This is a genomic window from Novosphingobium sp. PhB165 (assembly GCF_004341845.1).
Lineage (GTDB): Bacteria > Pseudomonadota > Alphaproteobacteria > Sphingomonadales > Sphingomonadaceae > Novosphingobium.
The window spans coordinates 36,385-57,869 of record NZ_SLVB01000006.1 but is presented as its reverse complement, the minus strand read 5'-3'; the positions used below and the strand labels follow the sequence as shown (position 1 = coordinate 57,869).

17 protein-coding genes are annotated in these 21,485 nt (G+C 64.8%); 6 read left to right on the top strand and 11 right to left on the bottom strand.

Translation table 11 applies throughout. The annotated features are described in order from the left end of the window. Positions 1 to 127: 127 nt before the first annotated feature. Complete coding sequence (locus EDF56_RS26640; protein WP_132390546.1) at positions 128 to 880, bottom strand: cold-shock protein; 753 nt, start codon at positions 878 to 880, stop codon at positions 128 to 130. 296 nt (positions 881 to 1,176) lie between these two features. On the opposite strand from EDF56_RS26640, the gene EDF56_RS17290 reads away from it, so the two are divergent. Beyond that, positions 1,177 to 1,605 (top strand): TIGR01244 family sulfur transferase, encoded by a 429-nt coding sequence (locus EDF56_RS17290; RefSeq protein ID WP_132390544.1) that lies wholly within the window; start codon positions 1,177 to 1,179, stop codon positions 1,603 to 1,605. Positions 1,606 to 1,626: 21 nt separating this feature from the next. On the opposite strand, the gene EDF56_RS17285 is transcribed toward EDF56_RS17290, so the two are convergent. From EDF56_RS17285 to EDF56_RS17240, 10 genes are all read right to left on the bottom strand, one after another. Continuing rightward, on the bottom strand, positions 1,627 to 1,965 hold the full coding sequence (locus EDF56_RS17285; protein WP_132389740.1) for a P-II family nitrogen regulator: 339 nt from the start codon (positions 1,963 to 1,965) through the stop codon (positions 1,627 to 1,629). A gap of 182 nt (positions 1,966 to 2,147) precedes the next feature. Next, positions 2,148 to 3,476 (bottom strand): ammonium transporter, encoded by a 1,329-nt coding sequence (locus tag EDF56_RS17280; protein WP_132389738.1) that lies wholly within the window; start codon positions 3,474 to 3,476, stop codon positions 2,148 to 2,150. A 29-nt stretch (positions 3,477 to 3,505) separates the two neighbouring features. Next, positions 3,506 to 3,844, bottom strand: coding sequence for a P-II family nitrogen regulator (locus tag EDF56_RS17275; RefSeq protein WP_132389736.1), 339 nt, complete (start codon positions 3,842 to 3,844; stop codon positions 3,506 to 3,508). Positions 3,845 to 3,995: 151 nt separating this feature from the next. Next, entirely contained in the window at positions 3,996 to 4,700 is a 705-nt protein-coding gene (locus EDF56_RS17270; RefSeq protein WP_132389734.1) for an endonuclease/exonuclease/phosphatase family protein, read from the bottom strand. A gap of 121 nt (positions 4,701 to 4,821) precedes the next feature. Beyond that, positions 4,822 to 6,372: a peptide chain release factor 3 gene (locus EDF56_RS17265; RefSeq protein WP_132389732.1), complete on the bottom strand. Its 1,551-nt coding sequence runs from the start codon at positions 6,370 to 6,372 to the stop codon at positions 4,822 to 4,824. Positions 6,373 to 6,434: 62 nt separating this feature from the next. Next, a complete protein-coding gene (locus EDF56_RS17260; protein ID WP_132389730.1) occupies positions 6,435 to 7,151 on the bottom strand; it encodes a tRNA (guanine(46)-N(7))-methyltransferase TrmB in 717 nt (238 codons plus the stop codon). 33 nt (positions 7,152 to 7,184) lie between these two features. After that, positions 7,185 to 8,408: a PepSY-associated TM helix domain-containing protein gene (locus EDF56_RS17255; RefSeq protein ID WP_132389728.1), complete on the bottom strand. Its 1,224-nt coding sequence runs from the start codon at positions 8,406 to 8,408 to the stop codon at positions 7,185 to 7,187. A gap of 205 nt (positions 8,409 to 8,613) precedes the next feature. Continuing rightward, the gene (locus EDF56_RS17250; protein WP_132389726.1) at positions 8,614 to 9,309 is read right to left on the bottom strand and encodes a response regulator transcription factor CtrA; all 696 of its coding nucleotides are present in this window, start codon (positions 9,307 to 9,309) and stop codon (positions 8,614 to 8,616) included. A gap of 139 nt (positions 9,310 to 9,448) precedes the next feature. Next, a complete protein-coding gene (locus tag EDF56_RS17245) occupies positions 9,449 to 10,864 on the bottom strand; it encodes a putative O-glycosylation ligase, exosortase A system-associated (protein ID WP_132389724.1) in 1,416 nt (471 codons plus the stop codon). Continuing rightward, complete coding sequence (locus EDF56_RS17240) at positions 10,857 to 11,063, bottom strand: hypothetical protein (protein ID WP_132389722.1); 207 nt, start codon at positions 11,061 to 11,063, stop codon at positions 10,857 to 10,859. Before EDF56_RS17240 ends, EDF56_RS17245 begins: the two co-directional genes overlap by 8 nt. A 66-nt stretch (positions 11,064 to 11,129) precedes the next feature. Here EDF56_RS17240 and EDF56_RS17235 point away from each other — a divergent pair, with 66 nt between their 5' ends. From EDF56_RS17235 to EDF56_RS17215, 5 genes are all read left to right on the top strand, one after another. Beyond that, positions 11,130 to 12,371 carry a TIGR04063 family PEP-CTERM/XrtA system glycosyltransferase gene (locus tag EDF56_RS17235; RefSeq protein ID WP_132389720.1) on the top strand — a complete coding sequence of 414 codons (1,242 nt, stop codon included), beginning with the start codon at positions 11,130 to 11,132 and terminating at the stop codon, positions 12,369 to 12,371. A gap of 84 nt (positions 12,372 to 12,455) precedes the next feature. Beyond that, positions 12,456 to 14,465, top strand: coding sequence for a hypothetical protein (locus EDF56_RS17230; RefSeq protein WP_132389718.1), 2,010 nt, complete (start codon positions 12,456 to 12,458; stop codon positions 14,463 to 14,465). Positions 14,466 to 14,936: 471 nt separating this feature from the next. Then, positions 14,937 to 19,574, top strand: a complete 4,638-nt coding sequence (gene gltB, locus EDF56_RS17225; RefSeq protein ID WP_132389716.1) for a glutamate synthase large subunit — start codon at positions 14,937 to 14,939, stop codon at positions 19,572 to 19,574. A gap of 16 nt (positions 19,575 to 19,590) precedes the next feature. Next, on the top strand, positions 19,591 to 21,024 hold the full coding sequence (locus tag EDF56_RS17220) for a glutamate synthase subunit beta (protein WP_132389714.1): 1,434 nt from the start codon (positions 19,591 to 19,593) through the stop codon (positions 21,022 to 21,024). A 150-nt stretch (positions 21,025 to 21,174) separates the two neighbouring features. After that, positions 21,175 to 21,483, top strand: coding sequence for an antibiotic biosynthesis monooxygenase family protein (locus EDF56_RS17215; protein ID WP_132389713.1), 309 nt, complete (start codon positions 21,175 to 21,177; stop codon positions 21,481 to 21,483). The last annotated feature ends 2 nt before the right edge of the window (positions 21,484 to 21,485 follow it).

The following is a 21,485-nucleotide window of genomic DNA, read 5'->3' as shown; positions in this document are numbered from 1 at the left end:
AATCAGTGAAGCGAAAAATATCTGGAATCGGCAAACGACAAATGGCGGCCCTATGCGGACCGCCATTTGAGCGCTGCGATACTTGTGCAGTCCTCCGATTAACCCACCGGAGGATTTGCAGGCTTGATCAGCCCTGGAGCGCCGCCAGGTTGACCGCCGAGTACTTGCCTCGTCGATCGACCTCGATGTCGAACTCCACGCGATCACCTTCGTTGAGGCCCGACAGGCCCGAACGCTCAACCGCGCTGATGTGCACAAAGGCATCAGGCTGGCCATCGTCGCGAGTGATGAAGCCGAAGCCCTTCATGGAGTTGAAGAACTTGACAGTGCCGCTGGCCTTCTCGCCGGTCAGCTGACGCTGCGGCGCGGGCTCGCGCTTCTCAACCGCAATCACGTCGCCAATGACCACGAGATCGCTTGCCGAGATCTTGCCACCGCGATCCACAAGCTGGAATTCCAGCTGCTGACCTTCAGCAAGACCTTCAAGGCCCGCGCGTTCGACTGCGCTGATGTGCACGAACACATCGTCGCCGCCTTCGTCGCGCTGGATGAAGCCGAAGCCCTTGGCTCCGTTGAAGAACTTGACGACGCCCTTGCCCTGGCCAACGACCTGAGCCGGCATACCGCCGCCGCCGCGGGGACCACCGAAGCCACCACCGCCGCCGCCACGCGGGCCGCCGAAGCCGCCACCACGGGGACCACCACCAGCGTTATCACCGCCACCGAAACGGTCACCACCGCCGAAGCGATCGCCGCCGCCGCCGAAACGGTCACCGCCACCGAAACGATCTTGTCCGGCAAAGAACGGGTCGAACTCGTCCTCTCCAAACCGATCCCGCTTGTCGCGTCCCCTTCCGCGACGACCTCTGTCAAAACCCATGTCTACGAACGTACCTTCGCTGCGCCACAAAAAGCATTCAGCCGGGCACGTGGACGAACCGTACCGGCTGCCAGACGAGTGGAAGAGACGCAACTCTCCCTACACCCTGCAATGTCGGGTCATACACGAGTCGTATGCCCATGGCGAACACAATTACGCGCGAATTTGCCGACGTGTAACCGAAAGGCCGCATTTCGATTGTCGGCGCTTCGTATCTTGCCCGAAAGTATGTTCTTGACGCCGGGGAATTTCGGGCTCACCCGCCTCCCGATCGCCGTCGCGAGGGAGAGTTCATGATGTTCCGCCAGGTCTCCGAAACCGTCTTTGCCAGCCCGCAAATCGGGATCGAAGCCATTGCCGAGGCCAAGGCCCTCGGAATCGTGCGAATCATCAACAATCGCCCCGAAGGCGAAAGCGACGATCAGGTTCCGGGGCCCGATATCGAAGCTGCTGCGCGGGACGCCGGCATCGACTACGTGGCGATCCCGGTGACGCATGCCGGCTTCAGCCAGGCGCAAGTCGACGCCATGATCGAAGCGCTGGATGGCGTGGACGGTCCGGTACTGGCTTATTGTCGTTCGGGCACCCGCTCGACCCTGCTGTGGGCTCTGGCCCGGGCAAAGGCGGGCGACAATCCTGCCGTAATCGCGTCGAAAGCCGCGGCCGCCGGCTACGATGTCACGCCCGTTCGCCAATTGATCGAAATGTTCGCCGCCGGCAGCTGACCCGCTTCCTGCCGGTCGTGTCTACAGGGCGATATCGCCCTGCTCTCCTGTGCGCACGCGCAGGACCTCGGCCAGATCGAACACGAAGATCTTGCCATCGCCGATCTCGTCGGTGCTCGCGCACTTGCCGATGATCTCGACGACCGAATCGGCGAAAGCATCCGACACCGCAATCTCCAGCTTGATCTTGGGCACCAGGCTGGAGGAATACTCCGCGCCGCGATAGATCTCGGTCTGGCCCTTCTGCCGGCCGAAACCGCTCACCTCCGATACTGTCAGTCCAGAGACTCCGGCACTGGCCAGAGCGTCCTTCACTTCGGTGAACTTGAACGGCTTGATGATCGCGATGATGTATTTCACGTCCATCTCCCTGGCCGGGTGCATGCTGTGCGCACCATCACACAAAGCCATCCCGACGACAAAGAAAAATGGGCCGGAGCGGCTGGCTCCGGCCCTTGAGTTTGTGTTCGCAGGAGGAACACCGGGAGGCGGCAACGGGGAGGAGGAGAGAGGAGAGTTCCCGCTGCCGCCAAACTCTGAACTTAGTTGTAGGCGCGCTCGCCATGCTCGCCGATGTCGAGACCTTCCTGTTCGACTTCGGGGCTGACGCGCAGGCCGGTGACTGCCTTGGCGATGGTGATCGCGATCGCAGTGCCGATGGCGGCGACAACGATCGTGGTGCCGACGGTTTCAAGCTGGACGATGACCTGGTGAACCATGTCGAAGTCCGGCTTGCCGGGGCCGCCAAGAGCGGGCGAGTAGACGATGCCGGTGCCGATCGCACCGATCATGCCGCCAATGCCGTGCACACCGAAAGCGTCGAGGGCGTCGTCATAGCCAAGCGCGGGCTTGAGCTTGCTCACGGCGAAGAAGCAGACGACCGAAGCGACGGCGCCGAGCACGATCGCGCCGAACGGGCCCGAGTTGCCGGCTGCCGGTGTGACCGCGACGAGACCGGCGACGATGCCCGAGCAGAAGCCGAGGGCCGAACCCTTGTGGCCGCTGAGACGCTCGGCAAGCATCCAGAACAGGGCGGCAGAAGCGGTGGCGACGAAGGTGTTGATCATGGCCAGGGCGGCCGAACCGTTGGCTTCAAGCGCCGAACCGGCGTTGAACCCGAACCAGCCCACCCACAGCAGACCGGTACCGATCATGGTGAGGGTCAGCGAGTGCGGCGGCATCGGCTCGGTGGGATAGCCCTTGCGCTTGCCCAGGATCAGAGCCGCAACGAGAGCCGAAACACCGGCGTTGATGTGAACGACGGTACCGCCCGCAAAGTCGAGAGCGCCCTTGGCGAAGAAGTAGCCATTGCTGCCCCAGACCATGTGCGCGATCGGGAAGTAGACGATCGTCAGCCAGATGGCGCCGAACACCATCACGGCCGAGAACTTGATGCGCTCCACGGTCGAACCGAGCACGAGCGCGACCGTGATTGCCGCGAAGGTCATCTGGAAGCAGATGAACACGTATTCGGGAATTGCGACGCCGGCGGTGAAGGTTGCCGACACGCTGTCAGGCGTGACACCGGCGAGGAAAAGCTTGCCGAAGCCCGCGATGAAGGCATTGCCGCCATCGCCGAAGGCCATCGTGTAGCCCCAGATCACCCAGATCAGCATGGCAAGGCTGGCCACGGCGCCGATCTGCGTCATGGTCGAAAGCATGTTCTTCGAGCGGGTCAGACCGCCGTAGAACAGGGCAAGGCCCGGCACGATCATCATCAGAACGAGCAGGGTCGAGGTCATCATCCAGGCGGTGTCGCCCTTGTTGACGGTCGGTGCCGCGGCAGCGGCAGCAGCCTGGGCCCAGGCAGGCATGGCGGCGAACAGCGACGCTCCCAGAGCGCCGGCGCCGCACAGAATCTTGCGGTTCATCGTGGAATCCCTCCTGTCGGAAGCGCCGGTCAAAGCGCGGTGTCGCCGGATTCGCCGGTGCGGATACGCACCGCCGAAGCGAGATCGAGGACGAAAATCTTGCCGTCGCCAATGGCTTCGGTGCTGGCGACTTGCTGGATCGTTTCCACGATCTTCGGCGCCAGATCGTCCGGCGCGGCGACCTCGATCTTCACCTTCGGGAGCATGTTGGTCGAATACTCGGCCCCACGATAGATTTCCGTCTGGCCCTTCTGACGGCCGAAGCCCTTGACCTCGGTAACGGTCATGCCCGCGACGCCGATCGCGCCAAGCGCTTCCCGAACTTCGTCGAGCTTGAAGGGCTTGATGATGGCTATGACGAACTTCATGCCTATCCCCTGCTTGCCACCGGCCCCAGCACCGGCTGCCAATTAGCAAAGCAAGGGGTGTGCCAATTTACTCAAGGGCGGGAATCGGTGCGATTTTTAGCTATCGCTCGCAACCGCAGCATTGTGCACCGCCCGATTCCCGAGCAGCTGCCTATTTTTTAGGCAATCTCAGCGTGGCAAAGACCGGCAGATGGTCAGATCCTGTCGCCGAGAGCGGGCTGTGATGGACGTTTGTTCCCAGAACTGCCCATTCGCTGGACACGATGATGCGGTCCAGCTGCGCCAGCGGCCGCCGCGAGGGGAAACTCCGGCCCGGTGAGAGAACGTGCCAGGGCCGCGCGAATTCGCGGAAACAGCCGCCGTGCATCGACCATTCGTTGAAATCGCCCATGAGCACGGTGGGGACATGCCCGTCGCACCCGCCGACATGCGCCAGCACGCTGCGCACCTGAAGCCGGCGTCGCAGCCCGGACAAGTCGAGGTGCATGCCGACCACGCGGAAGCGATGCCCCTCAAGCTCCAGATCGGCCCGAATTGCGCCGCGCGGTTCCAATACCGGCAGCGGTACCGGCGCAGCCTCACGCAGTTCGATTCCCTTGCGCACGAGAATCGCATTGCCGTGCCACCCGAGGCTGTCCGGCTTCATCGACAGCGGAACGGGCACATAGTCGGTCGCAGCGTGGATGGCTTCAAGCGGCAGCGCCGCCATGCGCCGGCCAAAACGGCGGTCCACTTCCTGCAGCGCCACGACATCGGCATCGATTTCGCGCAGGACCGTCAGGATGCGCTCGGGATCGCGCCGTCGGTCCAGACCGACAGCCTTGTGAATGTTGTAGCTGGCGAATGTGATCTGCAAGGAACGGGCCCCACGGGTCTTCGAACGACTAGCTTACGCCGCCCACCTCGCCAAAGCCAAGGTGGCCAAAGACGAGGCTGGCGGAATAACCAATCCGCAGGACCCGGGAGTTGTTCCCCCCTTAGCGCTCCTTGGTGGCGCTGAAGGTCAGTTCCGGATTGCGCTCCTGCTGGTAACCCACGTCCCAGGCCGAACGCGCCATGAACACCGGATCGCCGTCACGGTCCTTCGCAAGATTCATCATGTTGAAATCGGCGAACTCGCGCAGCGCCTGGTCGCTGCCCTTGATCCAGCGCGCCGTATCGAAGGGCGAAGGTTCCAGCATCGCCTCGACCTTGTATTCGGCCTCAAGCCGGCTGATCAGCACGTCAAGCTGGAGCTGGCCGACCACGCCGACGATCCATTGCGAGCCGATCTCCGGATAGAAGACCTGGATCACGCCCTCTTCCGAAAGGTCGTCCAGCGCCTTGCGCAACTGCTTGGTTTTGGTCGGATCCTTGAGCGCGACGCGGCGCAGGATTTCCGGCGCGAAGTTGGGCAGGCCGGTAAAGCGCACCACGTTCTTCTCGGACAGCGTATCGCCCACGCGCAAGGTGCCGTGATTCGGAATGCCGATGATGTCGCCGGGCTCGGCGCTGTCGGCAATCTCGCGGTCCTGCGCGAAGAACAGGATCGGCGAGTGCACCGCGATCGGCTTGCCGAGGCCCGAGGGCGTCAGCTTCATGCCGCGCTTGAAGGTGCCCGAAACCAGCCGCATGAAGGCGATGCGGTCGCGGTGCATCGGGTCCATGTTGGCCTGCACCTTGAAGATGAAGCCGGTGACTTCCTTGTTCTCCGGCTCGATCGTGCCGGCTTCCGAAGGCTGCGGGCGCGGCGGGGGCGCGAACTTCGCAATTGCGTCGATCAGCTCGGCAACGCCGAAGTTCTTGAGCGCCGAGCCAAAGTAGACCGGCGTCAGGTCGCCGCCACGATAGGCGTCGATATCGAATTCGGGATAGCCGGCCTGCGCCAGTTCCAGCTCTTCGGCCACCGCCTCGGGCAGGGTCGCGCCTTCGTCGACATGGCCGAGGAATTCCTTGCTCGGCCCCTGCGGGCGGCTGATCCGGCCGCTGGCAATGTCGAGAATACCCTCGAACAGACCGCCCATGCCGACCGGCCAGGACATCGGGCAGACGTCCAGCGCGAGCATGTCGGCCACTTCGTCAAGCAGGTCGAAACAGGGACGGCCCTCGCGGTCGACCTTGTTGATGAAGGTGATGATCGGCACCGACCGCAGGCGGCAGACTTCGAACAGCTTGCGTGTCTGCGGCTCGATACCCTTTGCCGCGTCGATGACCATGATCGCCGAATCGACCGCCGTCAGCGTGCGGTAGGTGTCTTCGGAGAAGTCTTCGTGGCCCGGCGTGTCGAGCAGGTTGAAGGTAATGACACTGCCGTCAGGACTCGTCTTCTCGAACGTCATCACCGAGCTGGTGACCGAGATGCCGCGCTGTTGCTCGATTTTCATCCAGTCCGACCGCGCACGGCGCGCCTGGCCGCGCGCCTTCACTTCGCCGGCAAGGTGAATGGCGCCGCCCTGCAACAGCAGCTTTTCGGTCAGCGTGGTCTTACCGGCGTCCGGGTGCGAGATGATCGCGAAAGTACGCCGGGAGGAACTGGGAGAATTGGTCATCGGCGCGCTTTAGTGGCGCACGCGGCTGCCCGCAACTCCCGTGGGACCGAACCCGCGTTCCCTCACTTGCGTCGATAGCGGAAATACCAGACTTCATGGCCGTAAACTGCACGCGCCTTGGCTTCGTAGCGGGTCTCCGGCCAGCCGCTGGGGCGGTTCTGGAAGTCTGCGGGCTTGTCGCAGAGCCATTCGAACTGGTCGGTGTGGCGCTCCATCACCATCAGCGCATGGCGCAGATAGACCGCGTGGTCGGTGCCGAAGCGAAACTCGCCGCCCGGCTTGAGCTTGGCCGCGAACATGTCCACCGGGCCGTCGTTCATCATGCGCCGCTTGGCGTGGCGCGCCTTGGGCCAGGGGTCCGGGTGCAGCAGATAGAGGAACGAGAGCGAGCCGTCCGGAATGCGCGCCAGCACTTCCAGCGCGTCGCCGTGGTGGATGCGCACATTGCCGATCGGCGGATGCGCGCCATTGTCACCAGCGACATGCGTAAGTGCCTGGGCGACACCGTTGACGAAGGGTTCGCAGCCGATGAAGCCGTGATCGGGCAGCATGTCGGCGCGCTGCGCCATGTGCTCGCCGCCGCCGAAGCCGATCTCGAAATGCAGCGCGCAATCGCGCCCGAACAGGCCCTCGGCCGTGACCGGGCCTTCGAGCGGGACCGCGATCCGCGGCAGCAGGTTGTCGACCAGCGCCTGCTGACCCGCGCGCAGGGGTTTGCCCTTGGCGCGGCCATAGAGGCGGTTGAGCGTGGTCGGATCGCCGGATTTGTGAGCCGTCATGGCGCGGCGCAGTGGCACCAACGCCGCGGAAGGTCAACGCTCGGCTTGGATGACCCGGCCGGTTCCCACGATCGCCGCAGCCCGTTTCGCCTGCGCCTTGCGCGCCGCCACGCGCGACTGGCGCTTCTTCCACCAGACATAAACGCCGGTCACGCATAGCCCTGCCGTTGCCAGTCCCGAAAGGAAGACCAGCAGGATCGTCAGATTGCCGCCGATGCGCCCGCTGTGAAGCGGGTAGAGCAGGCGATAACCGGCCAGTTCGCTATCGCCGTGATAGGGATCGAGCGTCTTGACCAGCGCGCCGCTCTTCCGGTCGAAGTAGTAATAGATCGGGCCGAGCCCGTGGTAATTGAGCCGGCCATCGTCGGTCATGGTCACGCCGACGGTACCCTCCTTCGGATCGGTCAGCACCGTCGCGGGCTGCCAGCTTACATTCGTACGCGCGGCTTCGGCGCGAGCGGCGGTGACGGCATCGGCGAATGTCATGGGCGCCGTGCCCGTCCCCTGCGGCAGCGTCTTGGCTGCATCGGGCTTGTCTTTCGCGAAGAGCGCCTCCACCGCCGGAGCATAGGCTTCCGAGAAGAAATTGAAGCCAATCGACGTCAGCGCCAGCACGGTAAGCGGCACGAAAAGCCAGAGCGCGCTCGCCTGATGCCAGTCATGCATGAACTTGGGCAGCAGCGACCGGAAGCTGACTTTCCAGCTTTTCTTCCAGCCTTTCCAGAACGGCTTCCTGAGCGGAAACGACAGATAGAAGCCGATCAGATGGCCCACGAGCCACGCAATCGCCACCAGTCCCATCAGCCAGCGCCCCCCGGTTCCCAGCACCAGCTTCGAATGGAAGGCGACCAGCCATTCGGCCATGCCGCGCCGATTGAAGGCTGCCTCGGTCGAGCGGCCACCGGCAATCGCCCCTGTCGCGCGATCAAGGAAGATCTGGTCCACCGCAGGCCCTTCCCGGCCCACCGCGCGGTCCACTTTCACCGGAATCCGCAAATCGCCCGGCACCGCAATCGGAAATCCGCGCACGATCCATTCCGGATGCGCTTGCACAAAGCGGTCCATCATCCCCACCACCTCAGTCGGGTGCGCAACCGCAACCGGCTGGCGAAACAGGTCTGCGTTGAGCCAGGCGTCGATCGGACGGACGAAGCACAGCACCGAACCGGTAATGGCCGCGATGAACAGGAACGGGATCGCCGCCAATCCCAGATAGCGGTGCAGGACGATCCAGGGCGAGCGCGGAACGGACTTCATGACGGACCTATAACCTTCCTGTCGGCACGGTCACCGATTTCCGACGGGAATTGGTCCTTTGAAAACGTCCAGAATTTCTCGAATCATGGGTCCAATTTCGCGGGGCGCCAAGACGACGAAAAACGGCCTGCCCCAAGAGGCAGGCCGTTTTCACTCATGCGAGGGGAACTCGCGTCACAGCCCGACAGGATCGGGCCGGATAGGATCAGGCGACTTCGGCCAGTTCGTCCGGATCGCGCAGCACATAGCCACGGCCCCAGACGGTTTCGATGTAGTTGGCGCCGCCGCAGGCATGGGCAAGCTTCTTGCGGAGCTTGCAGATGAAGACGTCGATGATCTTCAGCTCGGGCTCGTCCATGCCGCCGTAAAGGTGGTTGAGGAACATTTCCTTGGTCAGCGTGGTGCCCTTACGCAGCGAGAGCAGCTCCAGCATCGCATATTCCTTGCCGGTCAGGTGCACGCGGGCGCCATCGACCTCAACGGTCTTGGCGTCGAGGTTCACGACCAGCTTGCCGGTACGGATGACCGACTGCGAATGGCCCTTCGAGCGGCGAACCACGGCGTGGATACGCGCAATCAGTTCTTCGCGGTGGAACGGCTTGGTCACATAGTCGTCAGCGCCGAAGCCGAACGAGCGAACCTTGGAATCCATCTCAGAAATGCCCGAGAGGATCAGGACCGGCGTCTGCACCTTGGCGACGCGCAGCTTCTTCAGCACATCGTACCCGTGCATGTCGGGCAGGTTCAGGTCGAGCAGGATGATGTCGTAATCGTAGAGCTTGCCGAGATCCAGGCCTTCTTCGCCCAGGTCGGTAGAGTAAACGTTGAACCCTTCGGCCGTGAGCATAAGCTCGATCGCCCGCGCCGTAGTTGGTTCATCCTCGATCAACAGCACTCGCATTGGGTTGCCCCCCTTTTGCCCCATATCCGCCGACGCTAACCCCGTCTAAACGGACATTGCCGTGTATTAACCATATGAGCAATGAAGGTTAAAGGTTAATTTGCCGTAAAAGACGAACCATGCTTCGATCCGCAATGGATCATAGGGATTTCGCCATATCGGAGGGGTGCGTAACCGGATTCGCAAGCCCGGTCCGGCCCGACTTTGCGGCCCGTATCGTTACTTTGTCCTGCCGCATCGTCGGGGCGCTCCGTTCGATCCGGCGCAAGTAGCTCCACAGCCCGCATTGCAGGCCCACCAGCATGAGAATGAAGGGCTGGAAAGCGATGCCCACGAACAGCGATCCGATCAGATAGACGATCTGGGAGAGCTGCAGCGCCACGGCCAGCGGCGCAGCCCATGCCTCTTCGGGGTTCTTGCGGGGCTTCCAGCGACGGCGAATCAGTTCCATCTGCACAAGGCCGGTCAATTGGAGCAGGATCCACAGCGCGAAGCCGGGGAAGCCCTGCTCGCCCAGCATCTCGAAGTAGCTGGAATGGAATGCGCGGCCTTCCTCCACCACGCGCGTACGCGTGATAGTGGTATTGCCGCCGTCGGTGTTGGCCGCGATCGTGTCGTAGGCCACCTTGCTGGCGATGTTGACCACGAAGCCGCCGCCCATCGGATGCTGCTTCACATAGTCCCAGGTCCATTTCCACACACCGATTCGCGTGCTGGCGGACTGGTCGGCCTGGTGATTCTCGATCGTCCCCATCCGCGCGAGGAACGAGGATGGCAGGAACGGCACCGCCAGCGTGACGGCCAGTGCCATTCCTCCTGCAATCAACACCTTGTGTTTCGCCGTCCGCAGATAGAACAAGCACAGCACGCCGAGGCAGACGAGGCCGGTACGCGCCTGCGTGCCCACCGGAATCAGCGCGCAGGCAAAGATCAGCGCGGCGGCGAACAGCTTCACGCGCCAGTCGGACGGGAAGATCGTGCCGTGCTTCGCCAGCCACAGAATCAGCGGGATGATCGCGATGGCCACGCTCGACAGGATCGAGCCTTCGAACAGACCCGTGTTGCTCTCCACGAAGATGCGCAGGGAGCCATAGCCGCCGCCGCCCATCGCAGTTTTGATGCCGCCGTCGATGATCAGCGCGCTCGCCGAAAGCACCATGACCAGCGCCACCGCCTCGATCCGGAGCCGCGTGCGCAGGGTAAACGGCAGGAAGATCGCGAAGACCAGCGCCTTCCACACCCAGGCCCACTTCTCCTGCGCCGCCTCGGGATAGACCGCCGTCAACGTGCTGACCGCGCAGTAGATCAGCAGCGCCGTCAGCAGGCCTTGCCGGAAGGTAAAACGCGTGTCGCGCTTGTCGTCGAACAGCAGCCAGCCGCCGAACGCCGCCGCGAAAGCCATGAGCGAGATCGGAATGTGCGAAAGGATACCCCAGGAAATGAGCTGGGGCGCGACGATGTCGACATAGAGATAGCACAGCACCCAGAGGAACGGCCGCCGGAAGCCAAGCGCCAGGAAACAGGCCAGAAATGCCGTGAGGCCGAGGTCAAGCATCGCCGTCCGTCTCTCCGGGGCGGCGATGCCAGACCATTCCGCGCCGCACCGGACGGGCACCATCCTGCTTGCCGCTGTCGCGCTTCGCCGGCCGCTCAGCCGGCCCCGCCTCGACATCGAGGTCTGGACGCAGCAGCAGGCGCCAAGCGACCAGCGCCAGCAAGCCATGGCTCAGGGCAAGGGCGAAAATGTCGACCATGAACCGAAAGCGCTAGCAGCGCGGGGTTGACGGCGCGTTAAGCGTTCTTCGTTAGGCATTCCGGTCATGACCCGGGTTCTCCACGTCCTCGACCACTCGCTGCCGCTGCACAGTGGCTACACCTTCCGCACCCGCGCGATCCTGAAAGCGCAGGAAGCGATGGGATGGGAAGTGCGCGGGGTGACCGGCCCGCGCTACCACGCCGGCGCAGAGGCCTGCGAGCGGTTCGACGATCTCACTTTCCACCGCAGTCCCGGCACGGCGAGCGGGCCGCCGCTCTGGCGCGAATGGCGCGAAATCGCGCTGTTCGAGCGCGGGATCGAGGCTGCCGTGCACGAATGGCGGCCCGACGTCATCCATGCCCACTCACCCGCGCTCTGCGGAACTGCCGCGCTGCGCGTGGCGCGCCGCCATGGGATTCGCTGCGTCTACGAGATCCGCGCCTTCTGGGAAGATGCGGCCGTGGGCAACGGCACCGGCACCGAGGGCTCGCTCAAGTACCGCCTGATTCGCGCGCTGGAGAACCGCGTCGTCGCCAGGGCCGATGCCGTGGTGACGATCTGCGAGGGACTGCGCGCCGATCTTGTCACGCGCGGGACGCCGCCCGGGAAAATCACGGTGGTACCCAACGGAGTCGACCTCACGCTGTTCGGCGAACCGGCAGTGCGCGACGGGTCGCTGGCCCGCGAACTGGGTTTCGAGGTGGATGGTCGCCCCTGCCCGGTGATCGGCTTCATCGGCAGCTTCTACGATTACGAGGGGCTCGACGACCTGATCGTCGCCATGCCGCTGCTGCTCGAACGCCAACCCGATGCGCGGCTGCTGCTGGTCGGCGGCGGCCCCCGCGAGGCGGCACTACGCGAACAGGCGGAGGCTTCCAGCGCCGCGCATGCAATCCGCTTCATCGGCCGCGTCCCGCACGATGAGGTCGAGCGGTACTATGCGCTCTGTGACGTCATGGCCTATCCCCGCAAACGCAGCCGACTCACCGATCTCGTCACGCCGCTGAAGCCACTGGAGGCCATGTCGCAGGACAAACTTGTGGCGGCGAGCAGTGTCGGCGGACACCGGGAACTGGTGGAGCACGGCGTGACCGGCACGCTCTTCCCGCCCGATGATCCGGCCGCCTGCGCCGAAGCGCTGGCCGACTTGCTTGCCGATCGCGAGGGCTGGGAACGCCTGCGCGCCGCCGGGCACGACCATGTCGGCGCCCGGCATGATTGGGCGCGCAATGTGCTCCGTTATCAAGACGTTTACCAAATACTGCCAGTCGATAAGGTTCAAAACGGACTCGATGCCGCCGCCTGACCGGGCAGCGGCGTTCGACCGGGATCAGCAGAGGTGAAGAAGGTGGCGAAACAGGAACGCGGCCCGCAGCGGGACGGAAATGGCATGCAGCCGATCACGCGCCATCCGCTTTTCCCGGCGATTGTTGCCTTGTGGTTCGCGGCGCTGTGCGGGCTTGGCAGCATGGCGCTGGGCACGGCCGCAATCGAGCGGCTGGTGGAGGCCACCGGCCTTGCCAAGGCAATCCCGATGGCCGCACCGCCGCTTGGCGTGACCGCCCGGCTGCTGGTTGCCCTGGGAATGACCGGAATCGGCGGCCTTGTCGGCGCTGTGCTCGGACGGCGCCTTGCCGCACCCAAGGCCGCCCAGAGTGAGCCGATGCACGATCTGACCGGCGCGTTCGAGGAAACCGCCGAGGAAACACCTGCCGCCGCACGCCTTCCCGGCCGTCGCCGCAGCTTCGTCGCACCTGTCGAAGTGCCCGAGGAACCCGAACCGGTCACCGCCGCGACGGCCATCCTCCAACTCTCCGATCTCGACGACTATGCGCCGCCCGCCCCCGTCGCGGCACCGGCCGAGCCTGAAGCGATCGCCCATCCGGCTGACGAACACGAAAGCGCCGCGCAGGAGCACGACGATTTTGCATCCCGTCTGGCGGTTTACGCCGCCGAGACAGCCACGCCGCCCTGCGCGGACGAGGAAGAAGCCCAGGCCTTTCCGCACCTTGCCGATGCGTTCTCGCCGGCAGCATGGGCCGATCCCGAACATGCACAGGATGAGGACGACGAAGAGGACACGGAAGCGGAAGCTCCCGCAGCCAGCCTCTTCGAGGCCTATGCCCGCGCACGCGAATCGTTTGCGCCTTCGGCATACGAAACCGAAACCCCGCAACAATCCGCCCCGATCGATGTCGCCGTCCAGGACGACATCGAGGAAGCACCGCTGGCAGCCGAGGCAGCCCCTGCCCCCGTCTCGGCAAGCGCCGACCGCATCATTGCCGCTCCTCTGGACGATCTCTCGCACGTAGAGTTGCTGGAGCGCCTCGCGCTGGCCATGGAAGAGCAGCGCCGCAAACGCGCGCTTGTCCAGGCGGCACCGCTTTCGGTCGTGCCCTCCCCCGCCACGCAGGCTCCCGTGCAGGATGAGCCGGAAACCGCGTTCGAGGACCCGACGCCCCCTGCGGCGCCCATGCTCCCGCGCTTCGCGTCGCTTGCCTCGGCAGCCCAGTTCGCGCCGACCCCGCCTTTCGCACCGGCGCCCTTCGCTCCGCCGCCCTACGGCGTGCGCGCCGACTATGCAGCGGCGGCCGGGGCCGATGATGAACCGGTCCAGCCGATCGAGGACCTTTCCCCGCGCGATCTCGATGAATCGGAAAGCCCCTTCGGCACCGGTCACTGGGCTCACGCCAATGCGGCGCAAGTCCCCGAGCCGGCGGTCGTCGAACCCGAGGCTTCCGAGCCCAAGGCCTTCGCGCCCACACCGATCCCCGCGGCACTGCGTCCCGTTGGCATCACGGCTTTCGACGAGGATGACGCCGTGCCGGGCTATATCCCGCCGCGTCACATCGTCATGCCCGCCGCCCCCGAGGGGGCTGCTGACGAGAACCCGTCCGACCGCCCGATGGCCCGCCTCGCCGGCGGCCACGACTTCCTCCCCGGGACCGACGACGGCGACGAAGAGGACGAAGTCTGCGCGAACCTTGCCGAAGACGACGATTTCGCCGACGATGGCGCCGACATGGTCGAGGAAGGCGTCCTGGATGAAGGCTATTCCTCGCTCCTGAGCCTCCAGCGCCGGGCCGCGCCCCGCGAAGCGCTCATCAGCCTTGAAGACGAAAGCGCCGCCCTTTTGGATGGCGATCTTGCGGACGACGGAACGACCTTCGCCCGCTTCGATGAACACGAGGCCGCCGTGCTTTCCGAGGCACCCATCGTGGAGGATGGCTTCGCTGCCTCCCATGATCCCGCGCCCTATGATGCCGCGACGGCATTCGCTGCGCCGCAGCTCCCCGGCGCCCGCCTGTTCGATCCCCCCGGCCGCCCCGATCCCGCCGAGACCGAAAAGGCCCTGCGCGCCGCACTCGCCACGCTGCAACGCATGAGCGGGGCCGCCTGACGGGGCCTATTCCCGTTCGCCTCGACCCACGCGGGGCGCTCTGACAGCGCCCTGCCGATTTTGAACATTACCCGCAAGGCGGCCCCCTTCCCGGCGACGGAAGGGTTATCCGGGGCCGGATTCGTCCTCGAACCCCGGGCAAGCATGCGCATTCACGGCCATCGCAGTGCAGCGCAAAGACCTGCCCGACGCCCAAAAAGTCTTCTCGGCGATCATTTCCCGCGATCGGCGCGACATCGCACGCCCGTTTCCGCCTTCTGCGCATCCGAAACGGACAACAAAATTCCCATTTTTACCGTGTCAACGCACTAAATCTTCGCAGACTTGCGCCTTCGCGGTTGCAAATCGAGGCCGTAATCGTCATGGGGGCGCTAGGGGACACCATGGCGGATTTTGGCCGCGTGCGATTCGCGCGCGCCAGAGCGAGGCGCATGGTGCGAACCCCGGACAACGACAGGATGGGTTTTATCGATGGGATTTCCTAAGCCCCAGGGCCTTTATGATGCGCGTAATGAACACGATGCTTGTGGTGTGGGCTTTGTCGCTCATATCAAAGGTAACAAAAGCCACGCCATTATTACCCAGGCACTGGAAATCCTTAAAAATATTGACCACCGCGGTGCGGTGGGCGCCGACCCCTTGCTGGGTGACGGCGCGGGAATCCTGACTCAGCTTCCCGATGGACTGTTCCGCAGCTGGGCGAAGAGCGCCGGCGTCGAACTGCCGCAGCCGGGCGACTATGCCGTTGCCATGTGCTTCCTGCCGCAGGACACCGCCTGCCGTGACCTGATCACGCAGACCTTCGAAAAGTTCGTGGCCAAGGAAGGCCAGTCGCTGATCGGCTGGCGCGACGTGCCGGTGACTCTCGACGGCCTTGGCAAGACCGTGCTCGAATCGATGCCGGTGATCCGCCAGTGCTTCGTCGGCCGCGGTGAGAACTGCGCCGATCAGGACGCGTTCGAGCGCAAGATCCTGGCGATCCGCAAGCAGACCCAGAACCCGCTGACGGCAATGGCCGAAAAGCACAACATGCCGGGGCTCACCGAGCTCTACATGCCCAGCTTCTCGACCCGCACGATCGTCTACAAGGGCCTGCTGCTCGCGACCCAGGTCGGCTCGTTCTACGACGATCTGCGCAATCCCGAGTTCGTCTCGGCGCTCGGCCTCGTCCACCAGCGGTTCTCGACCAACACTTTCCCGAGCTGGAAGCTGGCGCACCCGTTCCGCTTCATGGCGCACAACGGTGAGATCAACACGGTTCGCGGCAACGTGAACTGGATGAACGCCCGCCGCCGCACCATGGAATCGGAGCTGCTGGGCGCCGATCTCGACAAGATGTGGCCGCTGATCCCGCACGGCCAGTCGGACACCGCGTGCCTCGACAACGCGCTGGAACTGCTGCTGGCCGGCGGCTACTCGCTGAGCCACGCGATGATGATGCTCATCCCCGAGGCGTGGGCGGGCAACCCGCTGATGACCCCGGAACGCCGCGCGTTCTACGAGTATCACGCCGCGCTGATGGAACCGTGGGACGGCCCGGCCGCCGTGGCCTTCACCGATGGCCGCCAGATCGGCGCCACGCTGGACCGCAATGGCCTGCGCCCCGCACGCTTCCTCGTCACCGACGACGATCTCTGCGTCATGGCGTCGGAATCGGGCGTGCTTCCGATCAAGGAAGACAACATCGTCCGCAAGTGGCGCCTCCAGCCCGGCCGCATGCTGCTGATCGACTTCGAGGAAGGTCGCATCATCGAGGACGAGGAAATCAAGAACCAGCTCGCAGGCGAAGAGCCTTACGAGAAGTGGCTTGAGATGGCGCAGTACAACCTCGCCGACCTCGACGTGATCGAACCCGAACTGGCGCAGCTTCCGGAACCGACCGGCACGCTGCTCGATCGCCAGCAGGCCTTCGGCTACACGCAGGAAGACACCTCGCGCTTCCTCGAACCGATGGCCGTGGACGCGGACGATCCGCTCGGCTCGATGGGCACCGACACGCCGATTCCGGTGCTGTCGAACCGTTCGCGCCTGCTCTACGACTACTTCAAGCAGAACTTCGCGCAGGTCACCAACCCGCCGATCGACCCGATCCGCGAGGAACTGGTCATGAGCCTCGTCTCGATGATCGGTCCGCGCCCGAACCTGCTGGGTCATGACGCCGGTTCGCACAAGCGCCTCGAAGTCAGCCAGCCGATCCTCACCGACGAGGATCTGGCCAAGATCCGCTCGGTCGAAGCCGCGCTCGACGGCGCCTTCCGCACCGAGACCATCGACATGACCTGGGACGCCTCTGCCGGCGCCACCGGTCTGGAGATGGCGATCAAGGAAATGTGCTGGGCGGCCACCGAGGCCGTGCTGGCGGACAAGAACATCCTGATCCTGTCCGACCGTGCACAGGGTCCGGACCGCATCCCGATGCCGGCGCTGCTGGCGACGGCTGCCGTCCACCACCACCTCGTCCGCCAGGGCCTGCGCATGCAGACCGGTCTTGTCGTGGAAACCGGCGAAGCGCGTGAAGTGCATCACTTCTGCGTGCTGGCAGGCTTCGGCGCGGAAGCGATCAATCCTTACGTCGCCTTCGAGACGATCGAGGAAATCCGCGCCCGCAAGAACCTGCCGGTAGCTGCCGAAAAGGCGCGCAAGAACTACATCTACGCGATCGGCAAGGGTATCCGTAAGGTCATGTCCAAGATGGGCATCTCGACCTACCAGTCGTACTGCGGCGCGCAGATCTTCGACGCGGTCGGCCTGTCGACCGCCTTCGTGGACAAGTACTTCACCGGCACCGCCACCACCATCGAAGGCGCCGGCCTGACCGAGATCGCGGAAGAGACCGTCCGCCGCCATGCCACGGCCTATGGCGACGATCCGATCTACGCGAACATGCTCGACGTGGGCGGCATCTACGGTTCGCGCGTGCGCGGTGAGGAACACGCCTGGTCTTCCGAGAACATCGGCGCGCTCCAGCACGCGGTGCGCGGCAATGTGCCCGAAAAGTACCGCGAGTTCGCGCAGTCGATCAACGACCAGTCCAGCCGCCTGCTGACCATCCGCGGGCTGATGGACTTCGTGCCCGGTGCTTCGGTGCCGCTCGAAGAGGTCGAATCGGCGGCCGATATCGTCAAGCGTTTCGCCACCGGCGCGATGAGCTACGGCTCGATTTCGTGGGAGGCGCATACCACGCTGGCGCTCGCCATGAACCGCATCGGCGGCAAGTCGAACACCGGTGAAGGCGGCGAGGATCCCAGCCGCTTCAAGCCGCTGCCGAACGGCGATTCGATGCGTTCGTCGATCAAGCAGGTTGCCTCGGGCCGCTTCGGCGTCACCACCGAGTACCTCGTCAACGCCGACGACATCCAGATCAAGATGGCCCAGGGCGCCAAGCCCGGCGAAGGCGGCCAGCTGCCCGGCGACAAGGTCGACAAGACGATCGGCGCAACGCGTCACTCGACGCCGGGCGTCGGCCTGATCTCGCCGCCGCCGCACCACGACATCTACTCGATCGAGGACATCGCGCAGCTCATCCACGACCTCAAGAACGTGAACCCCACGTCGCGAGTCTCGGTGAAGCTGGTGTCCGAGGTAGGTGTCGGCACGGTGGCTGCAGGTGTCTCCAAGGCACGCGCAGACCACATCACGATCTCGGGCTACGAAGGCGGCACCGGCGCTTCGCCGCTGACCTCGCTGACGCACGCGGGTTCGCCTTGGGAAATCGGCCTGGCCGAAACCCAGCAGACGCTGCTGCTCAACAACCTGCGCAGCCGCGTGGTGGTTCAGGCCGACGGCGGCCTGCGCACCGGACGTGACGTGGCCATCGCGGCGCTGCTCGGCGCCGACGAGTTCGGCTTCGCCACCGCCCCGCTGATCGCGGCCGGCTGCATCATGATGCGCAAGTGCCACCTGAACACCTGCCCGGTCGGCGTTGCCACCCAGAACCCGGTGCTGCGCGCGCGCTTCACCGGCCAGCCGGAACACGTGATCAACTACTTCTTCTTCGTGGCCGAAGAGCTGCGCGCGATCATGGCGGAACTGGGCTTCCGCACGATCGCGGAGATGGTCGGCCGCGTCGACCGTCTCGACATGAAGAAGGCGATCACCCACTGGAAGGCCAAGGGCGTCGACCTGTCCAAGGTGCTCTATCAGGCGCCGCTGGGCGACAGCCCGTCGCTCAACTGGAGCCAGACGCAGGACCACGGTCTGGAGCACGCGCTGGACAACGTGCTGATCGAAGCCGCCGCCGACGCGCTGGAGAAGCGTGAGCCGGTGCGGATCGAAAAGCCGGTGATCAACGTCAACCGCACCGTCGGAGCCATGCTTTCGGGCGAAGTCGCCCGTCGCTACGGCCATGCCGGCCTGCCGGACAACACGATCAACGTGAAGCTCACCGGCGTTGCCGGCCAGAGCTTCGGCGCCTGGCTTGCCCACGGCGTCACGCTCGACCTGACCGGCGACGGTAACGACTATGTCGGCAAGGGTCTGTCGGGCGGCCGCGTGATCGTCCGCCAGCCGGGCCACGTGAACCGCGATCCGCTGCAGAACATCATCGTCGGCAACACCGTGCTCTACGGCGCGATCTCGGGCGAGGCGTTCTTCAACGGCGTCGCCGGCGAACGCTTCGCGGTGCGCAACTCGGGCGCCGTCACGGTGGTCGAAGGCTGCGGCGATCATGGCTGCGAATACATGACCGGCGGCGTGGTGACCGTGCTCGGCAAGACCGGCCGCAACTTCGCGGCGGGCATGTCGGGCGGCGTTGCCTACGTCTATGACGAGGACGGCCAGTTCGAAAAGCTGTGCAATCCCGCCATGGTCGATCTCGTGAAGTTCTCGGCCGAAGCCGACGAGGAAGACGGTGCCGGCCGTCCGCAGCAGCGGACCAATGGCGTCACCGACCTCGGCATGGGCGACATGCTGCGCCACGACGCGGAACGCCTGCGCGTACTGCTCGAACGGCACCACCTGCACACCGGCTCCAAGCGGGCCCGTGCGCTGCTCGACGACTGGGCGACGACCGTCTCCAAGTTCGTCAAGGTGATGCCGCGCGACTACGCCAAGGCACTCCGCCAACTCGAGGCCGAGCGGCTTGAAGCCGCTTCGGTGGCCGCAGAATAATTCGAAGGTAATAGAAATGGGCAAGGAAACCGGCTTCCTCGAACTGGACCGCCAGGACCGCACGTACGGCGACAAGGCCGAGCGACTGAAGAACTACAAGGAGTTCGTCGTTCCGCTCCCGGCCGAGACGCTGAAGGCTCAGGCATCGCGCTGCATGAACTGCGGCGTGCCGCACTGCCACACCGGCTGTCCGGTCAACAACATCATCCCGGACTGGAACCACCTGGTCTACGAGGATGACTTCCGCAATGCGCTGGAAGTCCTCCACTCGACCAACAACTTCCCCGAGTTCACCGGCCGCATCTGCCCCGCCCCGTGCGAGGCGGCCTGCACGCTGAACATCATCGACCAGCCGGTCACCATCAAGTCGATCGAATGCGCGATCGTCGACAAGGGCTGGGCGGAAGGCTGGATCACGCCGAAGGTCGCCGCCAAGCGCACCGGCAAGTCGGTGGCGGTTGTGGGTTCGGGCCCGGCAGGTCTGGCCGCTGCCCAGCAGTTGGCCCGCGCCGGCCACTCGGTGACGGTGTTCGAGAAGAACGACCGCGTCGGCGGGCTGATGCGGTACGGCATCCCCGACTTCAAGATGGAGAAGCACCTTATCAACCGCCGCATGGTGCAGATGATGGCCGAAGGCGTGGAATTCCGCACCTCGGTCGAAGTCGGCGTGACGGTTTCGGTGGCTTCGCTGAAGGAAAACTTCGACGCCGTGGTCTTCGCCGGCGGCGCCGAGGATCCCCGTCCGCTGAACATCCCCGGCTTCGAACTGCCCGGCGTGCGCTTCGCGATGGAGTTCCTGACCCAGCAGAACAAGCGCAACGCGGGTGACGACGAACTGCGCGCGGCCCCGCGCGGCACGCTCTCGGCCACCGGCAAGCACGTCATCGTCATCGGCGGCGGCGATACCGGTTCGGACTGCGTCGGCACCTCCAACCGCCAGGGCGCGGCTTCGGTCACGCAGCTGGAAATCATGCCCAAGCCGCCGGTTCACGAGAACAAGGCGATGTCCTGGCCGAACTGGCCGCTCAAGCTGCGCACCTCGTCCAGCCACGAGGAAGGCTGCGAGCGTGACTGGGCCGTGCTGACCAAGCGCGTCGTCGGCGAGAACGACGTCACCGGCCTCGAATGCGTCCGCGTCGAGTGGAAGGACGGCAAGATGCAGGAAGTGGAAGGCAGCGAGTTCACGCTCCAGGCCGACCTGATCTTCCTCGCCATGGGCTTCGTCGGCCCGCGCAAGGCCGGCATGCTCGATCAGTCGGGCGTCGAACTGGACGCGCGCGGCAACGTCAAGGCGACCATGACCGACTACCGCACCAGCGACCCGGCCATCTGGTCCTGCGGCGACATGCGTCGCGGTCAGTCGCTGGTGGTCTGGGCCATCCGCGAAGGCCGCCAGTGCGCCCGCGCGGTGGACGAAGCGCTGATGGGCGTTTCCGACCTGCCGCGCTAAGCGGACGCGGCATCGCAATCAGGAAAGGGCGCCCCTCACCGGGCGCCCTTTTCGTATCTGCGATCCGCAGGAAGCCGTCCGGGCGATAGGCCCATGCTTGACCCCCACGACGCCGGGGCCGAAATTCCCCGTGACTACGGGAGAGATAACATGTTGCTGGAAATCGCCGAAATCGACGTTCGCCCCGGAGCGGAAGATACCTTCGCCAAGGCCATGCGCGAAACCGGCGTTCCCGAACTCGCGGCCTGCGAAGGCGTGGTGTCCATTCGCTTCGGGCGCGGCGTGGAAAATCCCTCGCGCTTCACTTTCAATGTCGTCTGGACTTCGATGGATGCGCATATCGCCGCGCGCAAGCTGGACAGTTTTGGCCGCTTCCGCGCCGCTTTCGGCGATGTGACCACCGGCGGCTCCATGCACCATTACGAGATGGATGAGGCGGTCGCCGGCCTATCCGCCTGACC